The sequence below is a fragment of the Rhodanobacter denitrificans genome (assembly GCF_000230695.2).
Taxonomy (GTDB): domain Bacteria; phylum Pseudomonadota; class Gammaproteobacteria; order Xanthomonadales; family Rhodanobacteraceae; genus Rhodanobacter; species Rhodanobacter denitrificans.
Genome location: NC_020541.1, coordinates 410,270 through 429,598 on the forward strand (window position 1 = coordinate 410,270; position 19,329 = coordinate 429,598).

The 19,329-nt window shown below is 69.3% G+C and carries 17 protein-coding genes; 9 read left to right on the forward strand and 8 right to left on the reverse strand.

The genetic code is table 11. The annotated features are described in order from the left end of the window. The first annotated feature begins 82 nt into the window (after positions 1-82). Both R2APBS1_RS01755 and R2APBS1_RS01760 read left to right on the forward strand, forming a co-directional pair. The gene (locus R2APBS1_RS01755; protein WP_015446626.1) at positions 83-730 is read left to right on the forward strand and encodes a TetR/AcrR family transcriptional regulator; all 648 of its coding nucleotides are present in this window, start codon (positions 83-85) and stop codon (positions 728-730) included. Positions 731-858: 128 nt separating this feature from the next. Next, on the forward strand, positions 859-1,455 hold the full coding sequence (locus R2APBS1_RS01760) for a ferritin-like domain-containing protein (protein WP_007514198.1): 597 nt from the start codon (positions 859-861) through the stop codon (positions 1,453-1,455). 28 nt (positions 1,456-1,483) lie between these two features. Here R2APBS1_RS01760 and R2APBS1_RS01765 read toward each other — a convergent pair whose 3' ends face one another. Next, on the reverse strand, positions 1,484-2,500 hold the full coding sequence (locus R2APBS1_RS01765) for a zinc-binding alcohol dehydrogenase family protein (protein WP_015446627.1): 1,017 nt from the start codon (positions 2,498-2,500) through the stop codon (positions 1,484-1,486). Positions 2,501-2,691: 191 nt separating this feature from the next. Between R2APBS1_RS01765 and R2APBS1_RS01770 the strand changes: the two genes are divergently transcribed. Next, positions 2,692-3,714, forward strand: coding sequence for a DUF2333 family protein (locus R2APBS1_RS01770; protein WP_015446628.1), 1,023 nt, complete (start codon positions 2,692-2,694; stop codon positions 3,712-3,714). A gap of 62 nt (positions 3,715-3,776) precedes the next feature. On the opposite strand, the gene ppa is transcribed toward R2APBS1_RS01770, so the two are convergent. The 6 genes from ppa to gcvA all read right to left on the reverse strand — a co-directional run bounded on the left by ppa (position 3,777) and on the right by gcvA (position 11,410). Continuing rightward, a complete protein-coding gene (gene ppa, locus R2APBS1_RS01775; RefSeq protein WP_007514201.1) occupies positions 3,777-4,316 on the reverse strand; it encodes an inorganic diphosphatase in 540 nt (179 codons plus the stop codon). Positions 4,317-4,410: 94 nt separating this feature from the next. Continuing rightward, positions 4,411-5,265: a 2OG-Fe(II) oxygenase gene (locus tag R2APBS1_RS01780; RefSeq protein ID WP_007514202.1), complete on the reverse strand. Its 855-nt coding sequence runs from the start codon at positions 5,263-5,265 to the stop codon at positions 4,411-4,413. A 102-nt stretch (positions 5,266-5,367) separates the two neighbouring features. After that, positions 5,368-7,452, reverse strand: a complete 2,085-nt coding sequence (locus tag R2APBS1_RS01785) for a prolyl oligopeptidase family serine peptidase (protein ID WP_236127033.1) — start codon at positions 7,450-7,452, stop codon at positions 5,368-5,370. A gap of 210 nt (positions 7,453-7,662) precedes the next feature. Then, positions 7,663-9,735: a sodium-translocating pyrophosphatase gene (locus R2APBS1_RS01790; RefSeq protein WP_015446630.1), complete on the reverse strand. Its 2,073-nt coding sequence runs from the start codon at positions 9,733-9,735 to the stop codon at positions 7,663-7,665. A gap of 162 nt (positions 9,736-9,897) precedes the next feature. After that, the gene (locus tag R2APBS1_RS01795) at positions 9,898-10,314 is read right to left on the reverse strand and encodes an RcnB family protein (RefSeq protein ID WP_015446631.1); all 417 of its coding nucleotides are present in this window, start codon (positions 10,312-10,314) and stop codon (positions 9,898-9,900) included. Between the two features lie 193 nt (positions 10,315-10,507). Then, positions 10,508-11,410, reverse strand: a complete 903-nt coding sequence (gene gcvA / locus R2APBS1_RS01800; RefSeq protein ID WP_007514206.1) for a transcriptional regulator GcvA — start codon at positions 11,408-11,410, stop codon at positions 10,508-10,510. An 86-nt stretch (positions 11,411-11,496) separates the two neighbouring features. On the opposite strand from gcvA, the gene R2APBS1_RS01805 reads away from it, so the two are divergent. Next, positions 11,497-12,201, forward strand: coding sequence for an FMN-dependent NADH-azoreductase (locus tag R2APBS1_RS01805; RefSeq protein ID WP_015446632.1), 705 nt, complete (start codon positions 11,497-11,499; stop codon positions 12,199-12,201). On the opposite strand, the gene R2APBS1_RS01810 is transcribed toward R2APBS1_RS01805, so the two are convergent. Next, positions 12,191-13,468, reverse strand: coding sequence for a 6-phosphofructokinase (locus R2APBS1_RS01810; protein ID WP_007514208.1), 1,278 nt, complete (start codon positions 13,466-13,468; stop codon positions 12,191-12,193). The genes R2APBS1_RS01805 and R2APBS1_RS01810 overlap by 11 nt on opposite strands. A 188-nt stretch (positions 13,469-13,656) precedes the next feature. Between R2APBS1_RS01810 and R2APBS1_RS01815 the strand changes: the two genes are divergently transcribed. The 5 genes from R2APBS1_RS01815 (at position 13,657) to R2APBS1_RS01835 (ending at position 18,953) form a co-directional block, all read left to right on the forward strand. After that, the gene (locus R2APBS1_RS01815) at positions 13,657-14,241 is read left to right on the forward strand and encodes an adenylate kinase (protein WP_007514209.1); all 585 of its coding nucleotides are present in this window, start codon (positions 13,657-13,659) and stop codon (positions 14,239-14,241) included. A 36-nt stretch (positions 14,242-14,277) separates the two neighbouring features. Then, the gene (gene mpl, locus R2APBS1_RS01820; RefSeq protein WP_015446633.1) at positions 14,278-15,750 is read left to right on the forward strand and encodes a UDP-N-acetylmuramate:L-alanyl-gamma-D-glutamyl-meso-diaminopimelate ligase; all 1,473 of its coding nucleotides are present in this window, start codon (positions 14,278-14,280) and stop codon (positions 15,748-15,750) included. Positions 15,751-15,790: 40 nt separating this feature from the next. Continuing rightward, positions 15,791-16,399, forward strand: coding sequence for an LON peptidase substrate-binding domain-containing protein (locus R2APBS1_RS01825; protein ID WP_007514211.1), 609 nt, complete (start codon positions 15,791-15,793; stop codon positions 16,397-16,399). 45 nt (positions 16,400-16,444) lie between these two features. Further along, the gene (locus R2APBS1_RS01830; protein WP_015446634.1) at positions 16,445-17,263 is read left to right on the forward strand and encodes an SDR family oxidoreductase; all 819 of its coding nucleotides are present in this window, start codon (positions 16,445-16,447) and stop codon (positions 17,261-17,263) included. Between the two features lie 283 nt (positions 17,264-17,546). Beyond that, positions 17,547-18,953, forward strand: coding sequence for a sigma-54 interaction domain-containing protein (locus R2APBS1_RS01835; protein WP_041676653.1), 1,407 nt, complete (start codon positions 17,547-17,549; stop codon positions 18,951-18,953). Positions 18,954-19,329: the final 376 nt, after the last annotated feature.

Here is a 19,329-nt window from a genome sequence, read left to right on the forward strand (position 1 = left end):
GGTACCGCTTCTGGAAAATAATTGAACCGTTGCGTATAATAAAGCTTGGCAATTTTTCTTGTGAAGGCGTGAAGGTGGTGGCATGAACAGCGCGCAGGTCAAATCCCAGGGCCCCGGCCGCCCGAAGGACATGGAGAAGCGTGCGGCGATCCTGGCGGCGGCGAAGGCCTTGTTCATCCGCAACGCGTTTGCCGGTACCAGCATGGATGCGATCGCGGCGGATGCGGGCGTGTCCAAGCTCACCGTGTACAGCCACTTCGGCGACAAGGACAACCTGTTCCGCGAAGTGATCCGTTCGCGCATCCAGGACCTGCTGCCGGAGGAGACCTACTTCTTCGACCCGGCCGCCGACGTCCGCGACACCCTGCTGCGGGTGGCGTTGACCCACGCCCACCTCGATTGCAACGCCGAGACCGTGGGCACCTTCCGCGCCATCCTCAGCGATTGCCGCCAGGGCAACCCGCGCTACGGCAAGCTGATCTGGGAAGAGGGCGCGGCGCGGACGCATGGCCTGATGGAACGCCTGCTGCAGCAGGCGGTTGACGCCGGCCAGCTCGACATCGACGACGTGGCGCGCGCCAGCGGGCAGTTCCTCAGCCTGATCAAGGGCAACCTGATGATGCGCCAGATGTTCGGCTGCACCGAATGCCCCGAGAGCTATGCCGAGGAAATCGAGAGCACCGCGCGGGCCGGCGTCGAGATGTTCCTGCGCGCCTACCAGTCGCGTTGACGCGGCACGCCGGAAACGAGCCAGGTGAAGTCCCCTTCACCTGGCTTTTTCATGGGCGTTCCTAGGCTGGCCGGACGTCCGACGATGCACCCGTCGACGCCCCTTCCCCACGCCCACAGGAGCCAGCCATGGCCAAGACCAAGCCGTTCGTCAGCGATATCGAGAACATCCGCAAGCGAGCGCGGCAGGATATCGACAAGGGCGCGATGACCGCCGGCTATCGCGCGGACCGGGCCACCGTGGTCAAGCTGCTCAACCATGCGCTGGCCACCGAGATCGTCTGCGTGCTGCGCTACAAGTACCACTACTACATGGCCTCGGGCATCCACTCGCAGGCGATCAAGGCCGAGTTCCTGCAGCACGCGAACGAGGAGCAGGGCCATGCTGACCTGATCGCCGAGCGCATCACCCAGCTCGACGGCAAGCCGAACCTGTCGCCGGAAGGCCTGCTCGGCCGCAGCCATGCCGACTACGTCGAGGGCGAGGACATCGTCGACATGATCAAGGAAGACCTGGTCGCCGAGCGCATCGCGATCGACAGCTATCGCGAGATGATCGCCTACCTGGGCGCCGACGATCCGACCACCCGCCGCGTGCTGGAAGGCATCCTGGCGATGGAGGAAGAGCACGCCGAGGACATGAACACCCTGCTGGAGCAGCTCGGCAAGCAGGGCGAGCCGGCCAGGTCGTCGCCGGCCAGGAAGGCCGCCGGCAAGCGCGGCTGAGCACGTCGGGGCAAGGCGCGCCGCCGCCTCACCAGCCGGCCAGCACCAGCTTGCCGATCGTGCGGCCCGATTCCAGCCGACGATGGGCCTCGCGCAGGTTCGCCGCATTGATCGGCACCAGCGTCGCGGTACGCGTGCCGCGCAACTCACCCGCATCGATCAAGCTGGCGATCCGTTCGAGGATGCGGCCCTGCTCGGCCATGTCGGGGGTGTTGGAACGCGCGCGGGCGAACATGAACTCCCAGTGGATGCCGATGCACTTGGCCTTGTACGGATCGCCGATCTTCAGCGCGCCGGCGGGTTCCACGATCAGGCCCACGTGGCCCTGCGGCGCCAGCAGCTGGCCGATCGCATCCCAGTAGCGGTCGGTGTCGGCGAGGTTGAGCACGGCGTCGAGCTGGCCGAAGCCCAGCGCCTCCAGCTGCGGCGCCAGCGTGTGGCGATGGTCGATCACGTGGTGGGCGCCCATCGTGCGGCACCAGTCGATGGTCTCGATGCGCGAGGCGGTGGCGATCACCGTGAAGCCAGCGCGTCGCGCCAGCTGGATCGCGATCGAGCCGACTCCGCCGGCGCCGCCGATGACCAGCAGCGACCTGCCGTCGCCGCCGCGCTCGCTGTCGAATGGCATGCGCTGGAACAGCAGCTCCCACGCGGTCAGCGCGGTCAGCGGCAACGCGGCCGCCTCGGCCAGGTCCAGCGACCGCGGCGCGTGGCCGGCCAGACGCGCATCGACCCGCTGGAACTGCGCGTTGCTGCCGGGGCGGGTGACGTCGCCGGCGTAGTACACGCGGTCGCCCGGCCGGAAACCATGGACCGAATCGCCGATCGCCTCGACCACGCCGGCGGCGTCGTAGCCGAGCACCTTCGGTTGCGCCTCGACCTGCGGCTTGGGCGAGCGCAGCTTGGTGTCGACCGGATTCACCGAGACCGCCTCCACACGCACCAGCAAGTCGTGCTCGCCGGGCACCGGCGTGGGGAGTTCGATATCGAGCAGCGCCTGCGGATCGTCGATCGGCAGGTGGCGGGTGAGGGCGACGGCTTTCATGGGCGACTCCATGGGTGGCTCGAAGGCCGGCTTTCCTTCCCTCCGGGAGGAGAGCGCAGCGGGCATGTGCGGTGCCGCCCGATCCTACCCGCACCGGCGTGACGAGGTGGTACTGGCGATGCGGCGAAGGGCGGTCACGCGGCGCCACACCGAGCCTGTAAGCTTCGCCCATTCCCCGCAGGAGCCGAGCGATGCAGACCCAGGACACCTCGAACCCGTCGCGCCACGGCATCCGCCGCGCCATCCTGGCCCTGCTTGCGTTGCTGCTGCTGGGCGTGGCGGCGCTGATGTGGTGGTGGGACACCGAGCCGGCGCTGTTCGATCCGGTGGCGGTGACCCAGGTGCGGATGCAGGAGCTGAAGCGGCCGGTCAGCACCGGCGCGGCCACCACGGTCACCCTGATCACCTCGGTACGGACGCTGCTGGACAAGCGCGGCGGCTACCTCAGCAACGACAAGCTGCCGCCGGGCGTGCTGATGGACAACATTCCCAACTGGGAATTCGGCTCGCTGACCGCCTCTCGCGACCTGGTGCGCGCGCTGCGCAACGACTTCAGCCGCTCGCAGACGCAGTCGACCGAGGACAAGGACCTGGCCGAGGCCGACCCGCTGCTGAACAGCCCGAACGACCGCTGGCTGCTGCCCAGTTCGGAAAGTCAGTACCGCAAGGCGATCAGGCATCTGGACGGCTATCTGGCCAGGCTGGGCGACGCCGACGACAGCAACGCGCACTTCTACGCGCGCGCCGACAACCTGGCCGACTACCTGCAGCTGGCCTCCTCGCGACTCGGTTCGCTGTCGCAGCGGCTGTCGGCCAGCGTGGGGCAGATCCGCGTCGGCGACGTGGCCAGTGCCGACGAGCCGGCCGCCGCCGGCACGGCGGCCGCACCCGGCGGCGGCCGCCTGGTGAAGACGCCATGGACGAAGATCGACGACAACTTCTACGAGGCGCGCGGCTACACCTGGACCTTGCTGGAACAGCTCAAGGCGTTCCAGCGCGACTTCGGCCCGATCCTGCGTTCCAAGCACGCCGACGTCAGCCTGGAGCAGGTGATCCGCGAGCTGGAGGAGGCGCAGCGCCCGCTGCACAGTCCGATGGTACTGAACGGCTCGCCGTTCGGCTTCTTCGCCAACCATTCGCTGGTGATGGCGAACTACGTGTCGCGCGCGAATGCGGCACTGATCGACCTGCGCGAACTGCTCAGGCGCGGCTGATCCGGGCAAACAAGAACCCCGCCGTGGCGGGGTCTGCTTTGCGACAGCCTGCGCTCGGCGATTCAGCCGCTGATGGCGTCCTGGTAGCGCTGGAAGCCGGCCAGGATCTCGGCCTTCGCCTCGTCGGCGCCGACCCAGCCCTCGACCTTCACCCACTTGCCCTTCTCCAGGTCCTTGTAGTGCTCGAAGAAGTGGCCGATGCGTTCCAGCCAGTGCGGCGAGACGCCCTTCATGTCGTTGATGTGCGCGTAGCCCGGGAACACCTTGGGCGACGGGATCACCACCAGCTTCTCGTCGCTGCCAGCCTCGTCGGTCATCCTCAGCATGCCGACCGGATGGCAGCGGATCACCGAGCCGACGGCCAGCGGCAGCGGCAGGATCACCACCGCATCCAACGGGTCACCGTCGCCGCCCAGAGTGCGCGGCACGTAGCCGTAGTTGCACGGGTAGCGCATCGGGGTGGACAGGATGCGGTCCACGAAGATCGCGCCCGACTCCTTCTCCACCTCGTACTTGACCGGCTCGGCGTCCTTGGGGATCTCGATGATGACGTTGATTTCTTCCGGCACGTTGCGGCCGGCGGAGACGAGGTGCAGACCCATGGACTGTCCTTGGCGATGAAGGGGAAAAGAAGGTCCGCAAGGATACGCCAAACGCTGCTGCGATGCAGCAGCGACAGGCTTGCCGCACCGGCGGTCAGGCCTTTTTCGGCCTCTTGTAAGGCCGCTCGCGCAGCCATTTGGTGGCGATCCACTTCTCGCCATCGAGCACCGGCAGGCCGGCGTGCAGCGAACTCGGGTCGCCGCCTTCGTAGGCGAAATAGACGGCCGAACCGCGCCGCGCGGTGACGGTGAGTCCGAGCTCGGGGAACGCCGTGCCGCCGCCTCGCGCGGGCGTGTTCAGATACATCACCACGCTGGCGATGCGCTGCCCGCCCACCGCGGTGATCGCGCCGTAGCCGGGCTGCTCCGGGTCGAACCAGTCGAAGTGCGGCTCGTATTCCTGGCCCGGCAGGTAGTGCAGGATCTGCAGCCCTTCGCCATGGCTCGCCGGCACGCGGAGCAGGGCGGCCAGGCGCTGCTCGATACGGCCGACCAGCGGCACCTCGTTCAGGGTGAAGAACATGCCCTCGCTGGTGCGTCGCCGGTCCACCTGCTGGCGGCCTTCGCTGTCGACGGTGAGCGCGCGCTGCAGGCGCGGCCGCGCCAGCGCGATCAGTTCCTCGCATTCCTGGGTGCTCAGGATGTTCTCCAGCACCCGCAGCGCCGGCGCCTCGACGCTGAGCGAGACGCCGATGGCGTGCCCGTCGACGCGGACTTCGGGCGCTTCGGGGTGTTTCGTACGCAGCCCCTGCGGCGACTCGCTGGCGGTACTGGCCAGCAGCGTCACCAGCGGCAGCTTCAGCACCTCGGCCACGATGCCGCGGCTCTGCCGCGGGTCGTAGCCGTGCTCCTTCATCAGCCGCAGCACCTCGGCCACGCCGTGGCCGGCCCGCGTGGTGGCGAGGATCCATTCGCGCAGTTCGGGGCTGATGGTGGTGCGTGGGTGCATGGCGATGGGCGAGTCGTGAAAGCTTGCTGCAGGCCATCTTTGCATACGCCGCGAGCCGGCAGGTACCGGCTCGCGGCGGTGGCATGACGGCGATGGATCGCCCTACTGCAGCTGGTCCCACAAAAAGTCGTAGGCCATCGCGTGCATGTGCGCGGACTGCCGGTTGTCCGCGCCGGCGCCGTGGCCGCCTTCGAGATTCTCGTAGAACCACACGTTGGGGTGGCCCTGCGCCTGCATCCGCGCGGCCATCTTGCGCGCCTGCACCGGGCCGACGCGGTCGTCGCTGGTGGCGGTGTAGAACAGCACCGGCGGGTAGCGGCCGTCCGTCCTCACGTTCTGGTACGGCGAGAAGGTCCGGATGAAGTTCCAGTCCGCCGTGTCCGGGTTGCCGTACTCGGCCATCCACGAGGCGCCGGCGGACAGGTGGATGTAGCGCTTCATGTCCAGCAGCGGCACCTCGCACGCAATCGCGCCGAACAGCTGCGGATACATCGTGAGCATGTTGCCCATCAGCAGGCCGCCGTTGCTGCCGCCTTCGGCGCCGAGGTGCTGCGCCGAGGTGACGCCGCGCTTCACCAGGTCCTCGGCCACCGCGGCGAAGTCCTCGTAGGCGCGCGGACGGTTCGCCTTCAGCGCGGCCTGGTGCCACTGCGGGCCGTACTCGCCGCCGCCGCGGATGTTGGCGATCACGTAGACGCCGCCGCGTTCCAGCCACGCGCGGCCGACGCCGCCGCTGTACTGCGGTTGCAGCGACACCTCGAAGCCGCCGTAGCCATACAGCAGGGTGCGGTTGGCGCCGTCCAGCTTGAGATCCTTCGGGGCGATCTCGAAGTACGGCACGCGGGTGCCATCCTTCGACTGCACGAAGTGCTGGCTGACCGCGAACTTCGCGGCATCGAAGAACGCCGGCGCCTGCTTGACCTTCTCGGCCGCCGCGCCGCCCAGTACGCCGTGGCGCAACGACGACGGCGCCAGGAAGCCGGTGACATCGAGCCAGTACTCGTCGCTGTGGTCGGGGTCGGTGTCGATCACGTTGATCGTGCTCATCGCCGGCGCGCCGGCCATCGCCGCGCGTTTCCAGTCGCCGCCGGGCGTCGCCACCTGCGGCGGGGTCAGCACCTCCAGCCGACTCTTGACGTCGTCCATCAGGTTGAGGATCAGGTGATTCTTGGTCCAGGCGTACGAGTCCAGCGAGGTATGCGCGTCGGGCTCGAACAGCATGGTGAAATGGCGTTTGCCGGCCATGAACGGATCGAACGGCGTGGCCAGCAGCGCACCGGCCGGGTAGGTGCTGCCGTCCACCGTCCACGGCGAGCGGGTGCGCACCAGCAGCCAGTCGCGATGGGCTTCGGCTTCCGCGTCGGCCGGCACCTCGACGCGGACCAGCTTGTCGCCGAGGCGCTGGTACAGGTCGCTGTGGTAGAAATCCCTGGCGATGGACACGAAGTCGCGCTCGTAGCCCGGCGTGCGGTCGTGGTGCGCGCTGACCGCCAGGTCGCTCGGCTTGCCCTCGTACACGGTGGCGGCCGCCGCCAGCGGCGTGCCGCGCTTCCACTCCTTGACGATGCGCGGATAGCTCGACTCGGTCATCGAGCCGGGGCCGAAGTCGGTGCCGACGTAGAGGGTGTCTTCGTCGATCCAGTCGACTTCGCTCTTCGCCACCGGCAAGACGAAGCCATCCTTCACGAACGCCTTGTGCGGGATGCTGAACTCGCGCACGGCCACGGCGTCGCCACCGTCCGGCGACAGCGAGATCAGGCAGCGCTCGTAGGCCGGCTTCAGGCATTGCACGCCCTTGAACACCCAGCGCTTGCCCTCGGCCTGGTTCAAGGCGTCGACGTCCAGCAGCAGCTCCCACGCCGGCTCGGCCTTGCGGTACTCGGCCAGCGTGGTGCGCCGCCAGATGCCGCGCGGGTGCGCCTTGTCGCGCCAGAAGTTGTACAGGTGGTCGCCCATGCGATTGACGTAGGGGATGCGTGCTTCCGAGTCGAGCACCTCGAGGATGCGGTCGCGGGTGCGCGCGAACTCGGCGTTGTCGACGAACTGCTTGGCGGTCGTCGCGTTCTGCTGCTTCACCCAGTCCAGCGCGCGCGCGCCGTGGATGTCCTCCAGCCACAGGAACGGGTCGTCGCCGGTCGGAGTGGCGGCGGGAGCGGGGGTGGTGTCGCGGGCATGGCTGTCGTTCATGCCCGTCAGTGTGACGCCGAGTGCCAGCATCAGCCAGACCGATTTCATCGTGTGCCCCCAGGTGCGAGTGAACGTAATGCGGGCGCGGCCCGCAGTTGGTCGAGCGTAACCGCCCGGGCGTGTGGCCGCCCGTGACCAAAGTCGGGAGCGCGGGCCGGGAACAGAAATCCCGCCACGCGGGCGGGATTCCTGTCGTTGCGCGGGCGTGGCTTACAGCAGCGGAATCAGCAGCAGCGCCACGATGTTGATGATCTTGATCAGGGGGTTCACCGCCGGGCCGGCGGTGTCCTTGTACGGGTCGCCCACGGTGTCGCCGGTGACCGCGGCCTTGTGCGCCTCCGAACCCTTGCCGCCATGGTGGCCGTCCTCGATGTACTTCTTCGCGTTGTCCCACGCACCGCCGCCGGTGGTCATCGAGATCGCCACGAACAGGCCGGTGACGATGGTGCCGATCAGCACGCCGCCGAGCGCCTTCGGCCCCAGCAGCAGGCCGACCACGATCGGCACGGCGACCGGCAGCAGCGAGGGCACGATCATCTCGCGGATCGCCGACTTGGTCAGCATGTCCACCGCGCGCGAGTATTCCGGCTTGGCGGTGCCCTGCATGATGCCGGGGATGTCGCGGAACTGGCGGCGCACTTCCTCCACCACCGCGCCGGCGGCGCGACCCACCGCCTCCATCGCCATCGCGCCGAACAGGTACGGGATCAGGCCGCCGATCAGCAGGCCGATGATCACCATGTGGTCGGACAGGTCGAAGGTCATCGGATGATAGTCGACGCCCGCGGCCAGCGCCTTGGCCCGGGCCGCGACGTCGAGGTTGTGCGTGTAGTCGGCGAACAGCACCAGCGCGGCCAGTGCGGCCGAGCCGATCGCGTAGCCCTTGGTCACCGCCTTGGTGGTGTTGCCCACCGCATCCAGCGGGTCGGTGACGCCGCGCACTTCCGGCGGCAGGTCGGCCATCTCGGCGATGCCGCCGGCGTTGTCGGTGATCGGGCCGTAGGCGTCCAGCGCCACGATCATGCCGGCCATCGACAGCATGGCGGTGGCGGCGATCGCGATGCCGTACAGGCCACCCTGGCTGTAGGCGCCCCAGATCGCCGCGCAGATCACGATCACCGGCATCGCGGTCGATTTCATCGACACGCCGAGGCCGGCGATGATGTTGGTGCCGTGACCGGTGGTGGAGGCCGCTGCGATGTGCTGCACCGGGCGGAACTGCGTGCCGGTGTAGTACTCGGTGATCCACACGATCAGGCCGGTCAGCACCAGCCCGATCAGCGCGCAGTGGAACAGCGCGTGGCTGGAAACCACGCTGCCGTCGCCGGCGGTCAGGCCCTGCGGCAGCAGGTTGCCGGTGACGAACCAGAACGCGACGGCCGAGAGCACCGCCGAGACGATCACGCCCTTGTACAGCGCGCCCATGATCGAGCCGCCGGCCTTCACCCGGACGAAGAAGGTGGCGATGATCGAGGCGATGATCGACACGCCGCCGAGCACCAGCGGGTACAGCACCGCATTGAGGTTGTCGGCGAAGGTGAGGCCGGCCAGCAGCATGGTGGCGATCACCGTCACCGCGTAGGTCTCGAACAGGTCGGCCGCCATGCCGGCGCAGTCGCCCACGTTGTCGCCCACGTTGTCGGCGATCACCGCCGGGTTGCGCGGGTCGTCCTCCGGGATACCGGCCTCGACCTTGCCGACCAGGTCGGCGCCGACGTCCGCGCCCTTGGTGAAGATGCCGCCACCCAGGCGCGCGAAGATCGAGATCAGCGAGCTGCCGAAGGCCAGCCCGACCAGCGCGTGCAGTGCGGTCTCGCCGGTGACGCCGAAGTGGCCGAGCGCCAGCCAGTAGCCGGCCACGCCGAGCAGGGCCAGGCCGACCACCAGCATGCCGGTGATCGCGCCGCCGCGGAACGCCACGTCCATCGCGGCGCCGAGGCCGCTGCGCGCCGCCTCGGCGGTGCGCACGTTGGCGCGCACCGAGACGTTCATGCCGATGTAGCCGGCCGCACCGGACAGGATCGCGCCGAGCAGGAAGCCGATCGCGGTCGGCCAGTTGAGGAAGAAGCCGATCAGCAGCAGCAACACCACGCCGACCAGGCCGATGGTGGTGTACTGGCGGTTGAGGTAGGCGCGTGCGCCTTCCTGGATGGCCGCGGCGATCTCCTGCATCCGTTCGTTGCCTGGCGATTTCGCCAGGATCCAGCGCGCGGACAGCGCGCCATACAGAACCGCCACCACCGCACACGCAACGACGATCCACCAGCCATACTGCTGCAGCATCGGAGCCTCCCCATGGGTTGTAAGTGGCCGTCCGGAACGGGCGGTCGCGGGGAGTATAGGCAGACGCGGCGGCGCAGGCCGTTGTGCGGCGCAGCGCCATCCGCCAAAGAACAAGGGCCATGCACGGATGCATGGCCCCGGATCGTTCTCCTGGGTGCGGGCCTATCGCAGGGCGTAGTCCAGGATGATGCCGGTGGCGATCGCGACCAGCAGGTAGTCGTGGTCCGCGCGCACCCAGTGGTAGCCGCGCGGCGGCGGGCGCAGGCGGTAATGGCCGTAGTCGCGCACCACGTAGGTCGGGCCGTAGTAGCGGTGGCCGCGTTCCCAGCGATGGTGGCGCACCGGGTAGTAGTGCGGACCGGCGTGGCGATAGTCGCGATGGTCGTAGCCGTAGCGGCGATCGTCATGGCGGCGGTAATCGCGGCGCCAGTCGCCATGACGGCGGTCGTCGTGCCCGAGGCGGTCGTAGCCATGGTCATGGCCGCGGCGGTCGTGGTCACCGGGGCCGGGGGCGGCCAGCGCGAAGCTGCCGGTGGTGAGCAGGGCGAGGGCGATGAGCAGGCGGCGGATGAGTTTCATCTCGGGTCTCCCGTGGAGGGTCGTGGCCGCAACGGCGCGGCGATCGACCCGGGCAGGATGGAGCGTAAGAAATTGCGGCTGAACGCAGACCGTGCGCGACGCGCGGGTTCAGGTCCCACTCGGCTAGGTGAGCGGGCACGCGGAATGGATGGACGTCCGTGCTGGAGCGGGCTGCCCGGATCGCGCGCAGCTTTCAGGCGAGCTTGCGCAGCCACTCGCGCAGGGCGGCCACGGCCGGATCGCCGCCGGCCGCGGCAGGGTGCACGAGCAGGTAGTCCAGTCCGTCCAGCGTCGGGCCGAACGGTGCCACCAGAGTGCCATGCGCCAGTTCGTCGACTATCAGCGCGGTGTCGAGCAGGGCCACGCCCTGGCCGGCGATGGCGGCCTCGATGGCATGGGTTTCGTCGCTGAAGGTAGTGCCGCGGGCAGTATCGAGCCGGCGCAGACCGGCCGCGCGAGCCCAGGCGGCCCAGTCGACCGGGTCGCGGAAGGTGGGTTGCCACTGGTAGTGCAGCAGCGGATGGCGGCCGAGCTCGTCCGGCGCGCGCAGCTTGAGTGCGGGGCTGCACACGGGGGCGAAGCGCGCATGCAGCAGCGCTTCGTGGTGCAGGCCGCGGTACGGGCCCTTGCCGTAGCGGATCGCGGCGTCGATCTGCTGCGCCGCGAAATCCACCGGGCGGGTCGAGGCGTGCAGGCGCAGGTCGAACTGCGGGTGGGTCGCCTGGAAGCCGGCCAGCCGCGGCACCAGCAGACGCGCCATGAACGCCGGTGTGGCCGAGACGGTGACGATGCGACGCCGCTGCGGCCGCAGCAGCGGCGCCAGCGCGTCGGCCATCAGGTCGAAGCCTTCGCGCAGTGCCGGAAACAGCCGGCGACCTTCCTTGGTCAGCACGACCCCGCGTGCCTGCCGCTCGAACAGGGCGACGCCCAGCCGCTGCTCCAGTTGCCGGATCTGATGGCTGACCGCGGTGGCGGTCACCGCCAGCTCGTCCGCAGCCACGCGGAAGCTCTGGTGCCGGGCAGCCGCCTCGAACGCGCGCAGCGCCGCCAGCGGCGGCAGGCGGCGGGGTCCGATAGGTGATCTGAATTCATCCATAGGCTGAGAAAGTATCGTTTTCCAGGCAGGTTGGTACTTCATAGCATGGGCAATACCTGAGTGAAACTCTCCCGAGGGGCTTGCCCATGATCACCTTGTTGCACATCGACGCCAGTGCCCGCGGCGGGCGTTCCGACCTGCATGCGCACGGCTCCCATACCCGCCGGCTGGGCGAGCGCTTCGTGGCGCGCTGGCATGCCGTGCGCGCCGCCGATCCGGTGTTCTATCGCGACGTGGGGCAGGCCCCGCCCGCGCCGGTGGACAGCGCCTGGATCCACGCGGCGTTCACGCCGGAGTCGACGCGCTTGCCGTGGATGCAGGGGCGGCTGGCCGAGAGCGACCGGTTGGTGGACGAGCTGGCTGCCGCCGACCTGATCGTGGCCGGCGTGCCGATGTACAACTTCGGCGTGCCGGCCGGCTTCAAGGCCTACATCGACAACATCGTGCGCGTGGGGCGCACCTTCGGCTTCGACCGCGCACGGCGAGGCGAGCCCTACTGGCCGCTGCTGACCGACCGGCCGCGCACCCTGGTGCTGCTAGGGTCGCGCGGCGACTACGGCTATGGCGGGCGCATCGCCGCGATGAACCATGTGGAGCCGGCGGTGCGTACGGCCTTCGGCTACATCGGCATCCGCGACGTGCGCACGGCGGCGGTGGAGTACGACGAGTTCGGCGGCGAGTGCCTGGCCGCATCGCTGCGCAAGGCGGAAGCGGCGGTCGATGCGCTGGTGGACGAATTGCTGGCCGGCTTGCCGGGCGCACGCATCAAGCCGCCTGCGCTCATGGCGTGAACGGGGGCAGCCTGCCCGCCACCGCTGCGTTCTTCAGACGGACATAGCGCGGCAGGCCATCCTTGCCGTAGGGGGGCGGCGCTTCGCCGCGGATCAGCGGGGCGAGGTAGCGGCGGGCGGCGGCGGTGATGCCGAAGCCGTCGCGGCTGATGAAGTTCTTCGGCATCTTCTTTTCGCGGTTGGCGATCTTCGCCAGCGGCGCCGGTTCGATCTTCCAGCGGTACGGCGCGTCGGACGTGCGCACGATCACCGGCATCACCGCGTTCATGCCGGCCAGCGCGTAGTCGACCGCGGCCTTGCCGACCGCGTAAGCCTGTTCGGCGTCGACCTGCGAGGCGGCATGCCGCGCTGAGCGCTGCAGGTAGTCGGGCAGCGCCCAGTGGTACTTGTAGCCGAGCTTTTCTTTCACCAGTGCCGCCAGCACCGGCGCCACGCCGCCGAGCTGGCTGTGCCCGAACGCGTCGCGCGTGCCCGCTTCGGCGAGGAACTGGCCGGCCGCGTTGCGCACGCCTTCGGAGGCGACCACGGTGCACCAGCCCACCCGTTCGACGGTGGCCTTCACTTTGGCCAGGAACGCGGCCTCATCGAACGCGTTCTCGGGGAACAGGATGATGTGCGGCGGCGCGTCCGCGCCTTCGCCGGCCAGCCCGGCGGCCGCGGCGATCCAGCCGGCGTGGCGGCCCATCACTTCGAGGATGAACACCTTGGTCGAGGTGTCGGCCATCGAGGCCACGTCGAGGCTGGCCTCCAGCGTGGAGATCGCGGTGTACTTCGCCACCGAGCCGAAGCCCGGGCAGCAGTCGGTGACGGCGAGGTCGTTGTCCACCGTCTTCGGCACGCCGATGCAGCGGATGTCGTAGCCCATCGCCTTGCCCAGCTGCGAGATCTTCAGCGCGGTGTCGGCCGAGTCGTTGCCGCCGTTGTAGAGGAACCAGCGGATGTCGTGGGCGCGGAACACCTCGATCAGCCGCTCATACTCGGCGCGGTTCTCCTCCAGCGACTTCAGCTTGTAGCGGCACGAGCCGAACGCGCCGCCGGGGGTGTGGCGCAGCGCGGCGATCGCGGTGGCCGATTCCTTCGAGGTGTCGATCAGTTCCTCGCGCAGCGCGCCGAGGATGCCGTTGCGCGCGGCATACACCTTCACGCCCTTGCCGCGAGCGGCCTCGATCACGCCGGCGGCGGTGGCGTTGATCACGGCGGTGACGCCGCCGGACTGGGCGTACAGCAGGTTGCCGGTGACGGCGGGAGAACGGCGGCTCGGGCTCATGGGATCCTCGATCGGGCAGTGGAAGCGTGGCGGCGGTGTCGGCAAATCTTTTCCGCAACAATCACTTGGCTGGGTGCGACGAAGGTCGCTGTTTGACGGCACCCGGTGCAGCGGCTAATTTGACGGCAATTTCGTGCATCGGGCGGGCTGCTGCAGTGTGCGGCGGCCCGCCGAACTCGTGGAGCATTATGCGACTCGTCCTACTTGGTGCGCCCGGTTCGGGCAAAGGTACGCAGGCGGCCCGGCTGAAGACGGCGCTGGGCGTTCCGCATATCTCGACCGGCGACATGCTGCGCGCCGCGGTCGCCGCCGGCACCGCGATGGGGCTCAAGGCCAAGGCGGTGATGGACGCCGGCCAGCTGGTTTCCGACGACATCCTGCTCGGCATGCTGGAAGAGCGCCTGGCCCAGGCCGACGCGAAGGCCGGCTTCATCCTCGACGGCTACCCGCGCAACCTGGCCCAGGCCGACGCGCTCGACCACCTACTGGCCAGGCTCGGCCAGCCGCTGGACGCGGTGGTGAAGCTGGAGGTGCCGAACGCAACGATCATCGGTCGCTGCGAGATCCGCTTCAAGGCCGAAGGCCGTGCCGACGACAACCCGGATACCGTGCGCAAGCGGCTGGGCGTCTACGCCGAGCAGACCGCGCCGGTGGCGGATTTCTACGCCAGCCGCGGCAAGCTGCAGGTGGTGGACGGCGTCGGCGAGCTGGCCGAAGTCACCGCGCGGATCGAGCGCGCGCTGCAGAACGAAGCCGCCGCCGCGAACGGCTGAGCCCGCTTCCCGCGCCCGGCAAGGGAATCGCTCACCATGCGTCTGCACATTCTCGGCATCTGCGGCACCTTCATGGGCGGCGTGGCCGCGCTCGCACGCGAGCTGGGCCATGCGGTCGAAGGTTCCGACGCCAACGTCTACCCGCCGATGAGCACCCAGCTGGAGGCGCTCGGCATCGGTCTGATGAGCGGCTACGCCGCCGAACACCTGCAGCCGGCCCCCGATCTGGCCGTGGTCGGCAACGCGATGAGCCGCGGCAATCCGGCCGTCGAGTACATGCTCGACGCGCGCCTGCGCTACATCTCCGGCCCGCAGTGGCTGGGCGAGACGGTGCTGGCCGAGCGCGACGTGCTGGCCGTGGCCGGCACCCACGGCAAGACCACCACCACCAGCCTGCTGGCGCATTTGCTGGAGAGTGCGGGGATGGCGCCGGGGTTTCTGGTCGGCGGTGTGCCGGGCAATTTTGGTGTCTCCGCGCGGCTGGGGGGCAAGCAGGCCTACGCGAGCCCCGGACCCTCATCCGGCGCTGCGCGCCACCTTCTCATCCGCAAGGGGACTCCCCAAGGGTCGCCGGCGGCAGAACGGAGTGTCGTGCCGCCGGTGGCGGCGCCATTTGTGATTGAAGCGGACGAGTACGACACCGCGTTCTTCGACAAGCGCTCGAAGTTCGTGCACTACCGCCCGCGCATCGCGATCCTCAACAACCTCGAGTACGACCACGCGGACATCTTCCCCGACGTGGCCGCGATCCAGCGCCAGTTCCACCACTTGGTGCGCACCGTGCCGGGCAACGGCCGGCTGATCGTCAACGCGCATGACGAGCGCCTCGCCGAGGTGCTGGCGATGGGCTGCTGGACGCCGGTGGAGACTTTCGGTATCGGCCGCGGCGACTGGCAGGCCACGCTGATCGAGGCGGACGGCTCGGCCTTCGCGGTGCACCGCGAAGGCGAGCGGCTCGGCGAGGTGCGCTGGTCGCTGCTGGGCCACCACAGCGTGATGAACGCGCTGGCCGCGCTCGCCGCGGCGACGGCCGCGGGCGCCGATCCGCGTGCGCTGCTGCCGGCGTTCGCCAGCTTCGAGAGCGTGAAGCGACGGATGGAACTGGTCGGCGAAGTGAATGGCGTGCGCGTGTACGACGACTTTGCCCATCACCCCACCGCGATCGCCACCACTCTGGCCGGGCTGCGCGCGAAGGTCGGCGACGCGCGCATCCTGGTGGCGCTGGAGCCGCGTTCCAACTCGATGCGGCAGGGCGCGCATGCGGAGGCGCTGGCGCCGTCGCTGGCCGACGCCGATGCGGTGGTGTTCCTGCATCGCCCCGAATTGCCGTGGGATGCCGGTCGCATCACCGCTGCACTCGGCGGGCGCGGCGGCACGGCACCGACCGTCGATGCATTGATCGCCGCGCTGCGCGCACAGGTCCGGGCAGGCGACCAGGTGATCTTCATGTCCAACGGCGGTTTCGAGGCGGCGCCGCGCCGCTTCGTGGAGAGCCTGCGGCAGGCTTGATCGGGTCGTGGCCGCCGCGGCTTCTGGGTACACTCGCCGCATGGTCGTCCACGCGCAGCCGCCACTCGTCGAGATACCGCTGTTTCCGCTGGGTTCCGTGCTGTTTCCCGGGGGCCAGCTGCAGTTGCGCATCTTCGAGCCGCGCTATCTCGACCTGGTGCGCGAATGCACGCGCCATGGCACCGGCTTTGGCGTGTGCCTGATCCTCGAGGGACGGGAAACCGGCGAGCCGGCGGTGCCGGCGGCGATCGGCACGATCGCGCGGATCAGCGATTTCCATCGCGACGACGACGGCCTGCTCGGCATCGTCGCCGAAGGCGGTTCGCGTTTCCAGGTGGTGCGCAGCCGAGTGCGTTCCGACGGCCTGCTGCGCGGCGACGTGGAGCTCTGGCCGGGCGAGCCGGCACAACCGGTGCCGGTGGAGTTTGCCCTGCTGCAGACCATCCTGGAACGGTTGATCGAGACCATGGCGCCGCACTGGCGCGATGCGCCGCGCAGCGCCTATGACGACGCCAGCTGGCTGGGTTTCCGGCTGGCCGAACTGCTGCCGCTGGATACCGGCGAGCAGCAGCGCATGCTCGAACTGCACGACCCGGCGCAGCGGCTGGCCGAGCTGCGCGACATCCTGCCGCGCTTCCAGAAGCCCTGACCGGGCGGGTTCTACACTGGGAACCTTCCTGACGGAGTGACGCACATGGCCGACCTTGCCGGCAAAACCTTGTTCATCAGCGGCGCTTCGCGCGGCATCGGCCTGGCGATCGCGCTGCGCGCGGCGCGAGACGGCGCCAACATCGTGATCGCGGCCAAGAGCGGCGTGCCGAATCCGAAGCTGCCCGGCACCATCCATACTGCCGCGGCGGCGGTCGAGGCGGCCGGCGGCAGGGCGCTGGCGCTGCAGGTGGACATCCGCGAGGAGTCCCAGGTGGTGGCTGCCGCGGCGCAGGCGGCCGAACGTTTCGGCGGCATCGACATCGTGGTCAACAACGCCAGCGCGATCTGGCTGGCCGGCACCGAAGGCACGCCGATGAAGCGCTTCGACCTGATGCACCAGGTCAATACCCGCGGCACCTTCCTGGTCACCCAGGCCTGCCTGCCGTACCTGAAGAAGGCGGTCAACCCGCACGTGCTGATGCTGTCGCCGCCGCCCAGCCTCGACCCGAAATGGTTCGCGCCGCATACCGCCTACACCATCGCCAAGATGGGCATGAGCCTGTGCGTGCTGGGCATGAGCCCGGAGTTTGCCCCGCTGGGCATCGCGGTGAACGCGCTGTGGCCGCGTACGGTGATCGCCACCGCGGCGATCGGCATGATCGACGGCGTGAAGGCGGAGCATTGCCGCAAGCCGGAGATCGTGGCCGACGCCGCCCACGCCATCATGACCCGCCCGGCGCGCAGCTACACCGGCCATTTCGCGATCGACGAGGAGATCCTGCGCGAAGGCGGGGTCGCCGATTTCGACTGCTACGCCGTGCAGCCGGGCGCCCGCTTGCTGCCGGACCTGTTCCTGGGTTGAGGATCGACGGGCGCAGGTCCCTGCGATCGCGCCGGTGCCTTGCCGGCACGCCGTGAGGCATGGCTGATGCACGGACTGCAAGGCAGCGGCGAGCAGTGCCCGCTTCTTCACAATCCGCGCGTTTTCCTGCGCGTATATTCCGTGACTTGCATCATGTTTTCGGGGTGTCGGGGACGCAGGATGCGGCGACCGTAGTCGCGGGATCGGCCAACTACCCGCGACGTGCCGCGTCCCGGACGTACGTCGGCGTGGGGCAAGGGGCCACAAGATGAACGATAGACAGATGCCCAGGCGTTGCGTGGTCTGGTTCGGCAGCCCGACCGACGGTGAGTGCGCCGCGCTGGTCGAGGAAGGCTGGCTGGTGCGGATCGGCGACGCGCAGTTGCAGGAGGGCGTCGGCACGCGCCGCGACGACATCGTGGTGGCGCTGGCCGACCTGCGCTGTGGTGGTGCGCAGACGGTGCAGGCGATGGATCGGCTGATGGCCGACTATCCGTGGCTGCCGTGGCTTGCCCTGGTTCCCCGCGACCCCGCGGCGGACGCGCCCGGGGCGGAACGCATCCTGCGGGCCAGTACGGCCTTCCTCACCGTGCCGTTCGATTGCGGCTGTCTGCTCGACGTGCTGGCGAGGATTGCCGATGGCCAGGCGCAGCCGGCGGAAGGTACGGACGTGCCCGGCATCCCGGGGGCGCACAGTGCGGCGATGCGCGTCATCGCGACCAGCCTGTGCAAGTACGCGCCGGTGGATCTTCCGGTGCTGATCACTGGCGAAACCGGCAGCGGCAAGGAGGTGGCGGCCCGCGCGCTGCACGGCCTGTCCGCGCGCCGCGAACGGCCGTTCGTGGCGATCAACTGTGGCGCGCTGCCATCGAACCTGGTGCAGTCCGAGCTGTTCGGTCACGAGCGCGGCGCGTTCACCGGAGCGATCGCGCGGCGCATCGGTCACTTTGAGGCGGCCGCCGGCGGCATCGTGTTCCTGGACGAGGTGGGCGACCTGCCGCCGGACGCCCAGACCAGCCTGTTGCGGCTGCTGCAGGAGGGCACGCTGGTGCGCGTGGGCTCGACCCAGCCGATACGACTGGACGTGCGCGTGCTGGCTGCTACCCACGTCGACCTGGAGGCCGCTGTCGCGCAGGGACGCTTCCGCGAGGATCTGTACTACCGGCTCAACGTGCTGCGCCTGCGCATGCCGGCGTTGCGCGAGCGCGGCGGCGACGTCGAGTGGCTCGCGCAGCATTTCCTCGACGCGTTCTGCGCGCGGCACCCCTGCCGTGCCCACGCGTTCGGCCGCGATGCGCGGCGGGCGATGCGCGCGTTCGCCTGGCCCGGCAACGTGCGCGAGTTGCTCAACCGCGTGCAGCGGGCGGCGGTGGTCGCCGAAGGCAGCCTGATCGGTGCCGCCGACCTGGACCTGGAGGTGGCGCCGGCGGCGTTCGGCGCCCACGGCAGCCTCGACCTTACCCGCGTGTCGGCCGAGCGCGAGGCGGTGCTGAACTGTCTGCGCGAGAGCGGGTACAACATCAGCGAATGCGCGCGCCGGCTCGACGTCTCGCGGGTCACCGTGTATCGCCTGTGCCGGAAGCTCGGGCTGGAGCTGGAGCACCTGCGCAAGCTCGCGTCGCCGCACGGTGGCCGGCCGGCAGCCGGCATGCAGCGGCGCGGCCCGCCGGCGGCAGCCCAGAACGTGTAGGGCGCCGGGTGCGCAACGCGGGTTCCGTCGGTTGCGGGTTGGGCGAAGGAAATCCCCCCGACCCGCAGGGGACGGGCCGGGGGGTTCCTTTGCTGCCCGGCTACAGGGTCGCCGGGTTACCGCCCTCGTTCGCCGCTTGCGCGGCTATTCGCGTCACGGGATCGTCGCAGCCAGGGCCAGTAACCGGTCGTCGATGATGCCGGCGGCTCGGAGGCCAAGGCGTTCCCCATCGTATTCTCACGAATCGCGAGCAATCCCCGTGCCATGCCGAAGAAGGGCCGTGGCGACGCGTTTTGTGCCTTGCGATCCAGGACCAGCAGCGGAGCGACGTGTCACTTCGGATACAGCGTGGTGCGATGGCTGCCCTCGGTTGCGC

Excerpts from the sequence above, each read along its gene's own strand:
- R2APBS1_RS01755 (WP_015446626.1), top strand. The coding sequence starts at position 83 with ATGAACAGCGCGCAGGTCAAATCCCAGGGCCCCGGCCGCCCGAAGGAC.
- R2APBS1_RS01760 (WP_007514198.1), top strand. The coding sequence starts at position 859 with ATGGCCAAGACCAAGCCGTTCGTCAGCGATATCGAGAACATCCGCAAG.
- R2APBS1_RS01765 (WP_015446627.1), bottom strand. The coding sequence starts at position 2,500 with ATGAAAGCCGTCGCCCTCACCCGCCACCTGCCGATCGACGATCCGCAG.
- R2APBS1_RS01770 (WP_015446628.1), top strand. The coding sequence starts at position 2,692 with ATGCAGACCCAGGACACCTCGAACCCGTCGCGCCACGGCATCCGCCGC.
- ppa (WP_007514201.1), bottom strand. The coding sequence starts at position 4,316 with ATGGGTCTGCACCTCGTCTCCGCCGGCCGCAACGTGCCGGAAGAAATC.
- R2APBS1_RS01780 (WP_007514202.1), bottom strand. The coding sequence starts at position 5,265 with ATGCACCCACGCACCACCATCAGCCCCGAACTGCGCGAATGGATCCTC.
- R2APBS1_RS01785 (WP_236127033.1), bottom strand. The coding sequence starts at position 7,452 with ATGAACGACAGCCATGCCCGCGACACCACCCCCGCTCCCGCCGCCACT.
- R2APBS1_RS01790 (WP_015446630.1), bottom strand. The coding sequence starts at position 9,735 with ATGCTGCAGCAGTATGGCTGGTGGATCGTCGTTGCGTGTGCGGTGGTG.
- R2APBS1_RS01795 (WP_015446631.1), bottom strand. The coding sequence starts at position 10,314 with ATGAAACTCATCCGCCGCCTGCTCATCGCCCTCGCCCTGCTCACCACC.
- gcvA (WP_007514206.1), bottom strand. The coding sequence starts at position 11,410 with ATGGATGAATTCAGATCACCTATCGGACCCCGCCGCCTGCCGCCGCTG.
- R2APBS1_RS01805 (WP_015446632.1), top strand. The coding sequence starts at position 11,497 with ATGATCACCTTGTTGCACATCGACGCCAGTGCCCGCGGCGGGCGTTCC.
- R2APBS1_RS01810 (WP_007514208.1), bottom strand. The coding sequence starts at position 13,468 with ATGAGCCCGAGCCGCCGTTCTCCCGCCGTCACCGGCAACCTGCTGTAC.
- R2APBS1_RS01815 (WP_007514209.1), top strand. The coding sequence starts at position 13,657 with ATGCGACTCGTCCTACTTGGTGCGCCCGGTTCGGGCAAAGGTACGCAG.
- mpl (WP_015446633.1), top strand. The coding sequence starts at position 14,278 with ATGCGTCTGCACATTCTCGGCATCTGCGGCACCTTCATGGGCGGCGTG.
- R2APBS1_RS01825 (WP_007514211.1), top strand. The coding sequence starts at position 15,791 with ATGGTCGTCCACGCGCAGCCGCCACTCGTCGAGATACCGCTGTTTCCG.
- R2APBS1_RS01830 (WP_015446634.1), top strand. The coding sequence starts at position 16,445 with ATGGCCGACCTTGCCGGCAAAACCTTGTTCATCAGCGGCGCTTCGCGC.
- R2APBS1_RS01835 (WP_041676653.1), top strand. The coding sequence starts at position 17,547 with ATGCCCAGGCGTTGCGTGGTCTGGTTCGGCAGCCCGACCGACGGTGAG.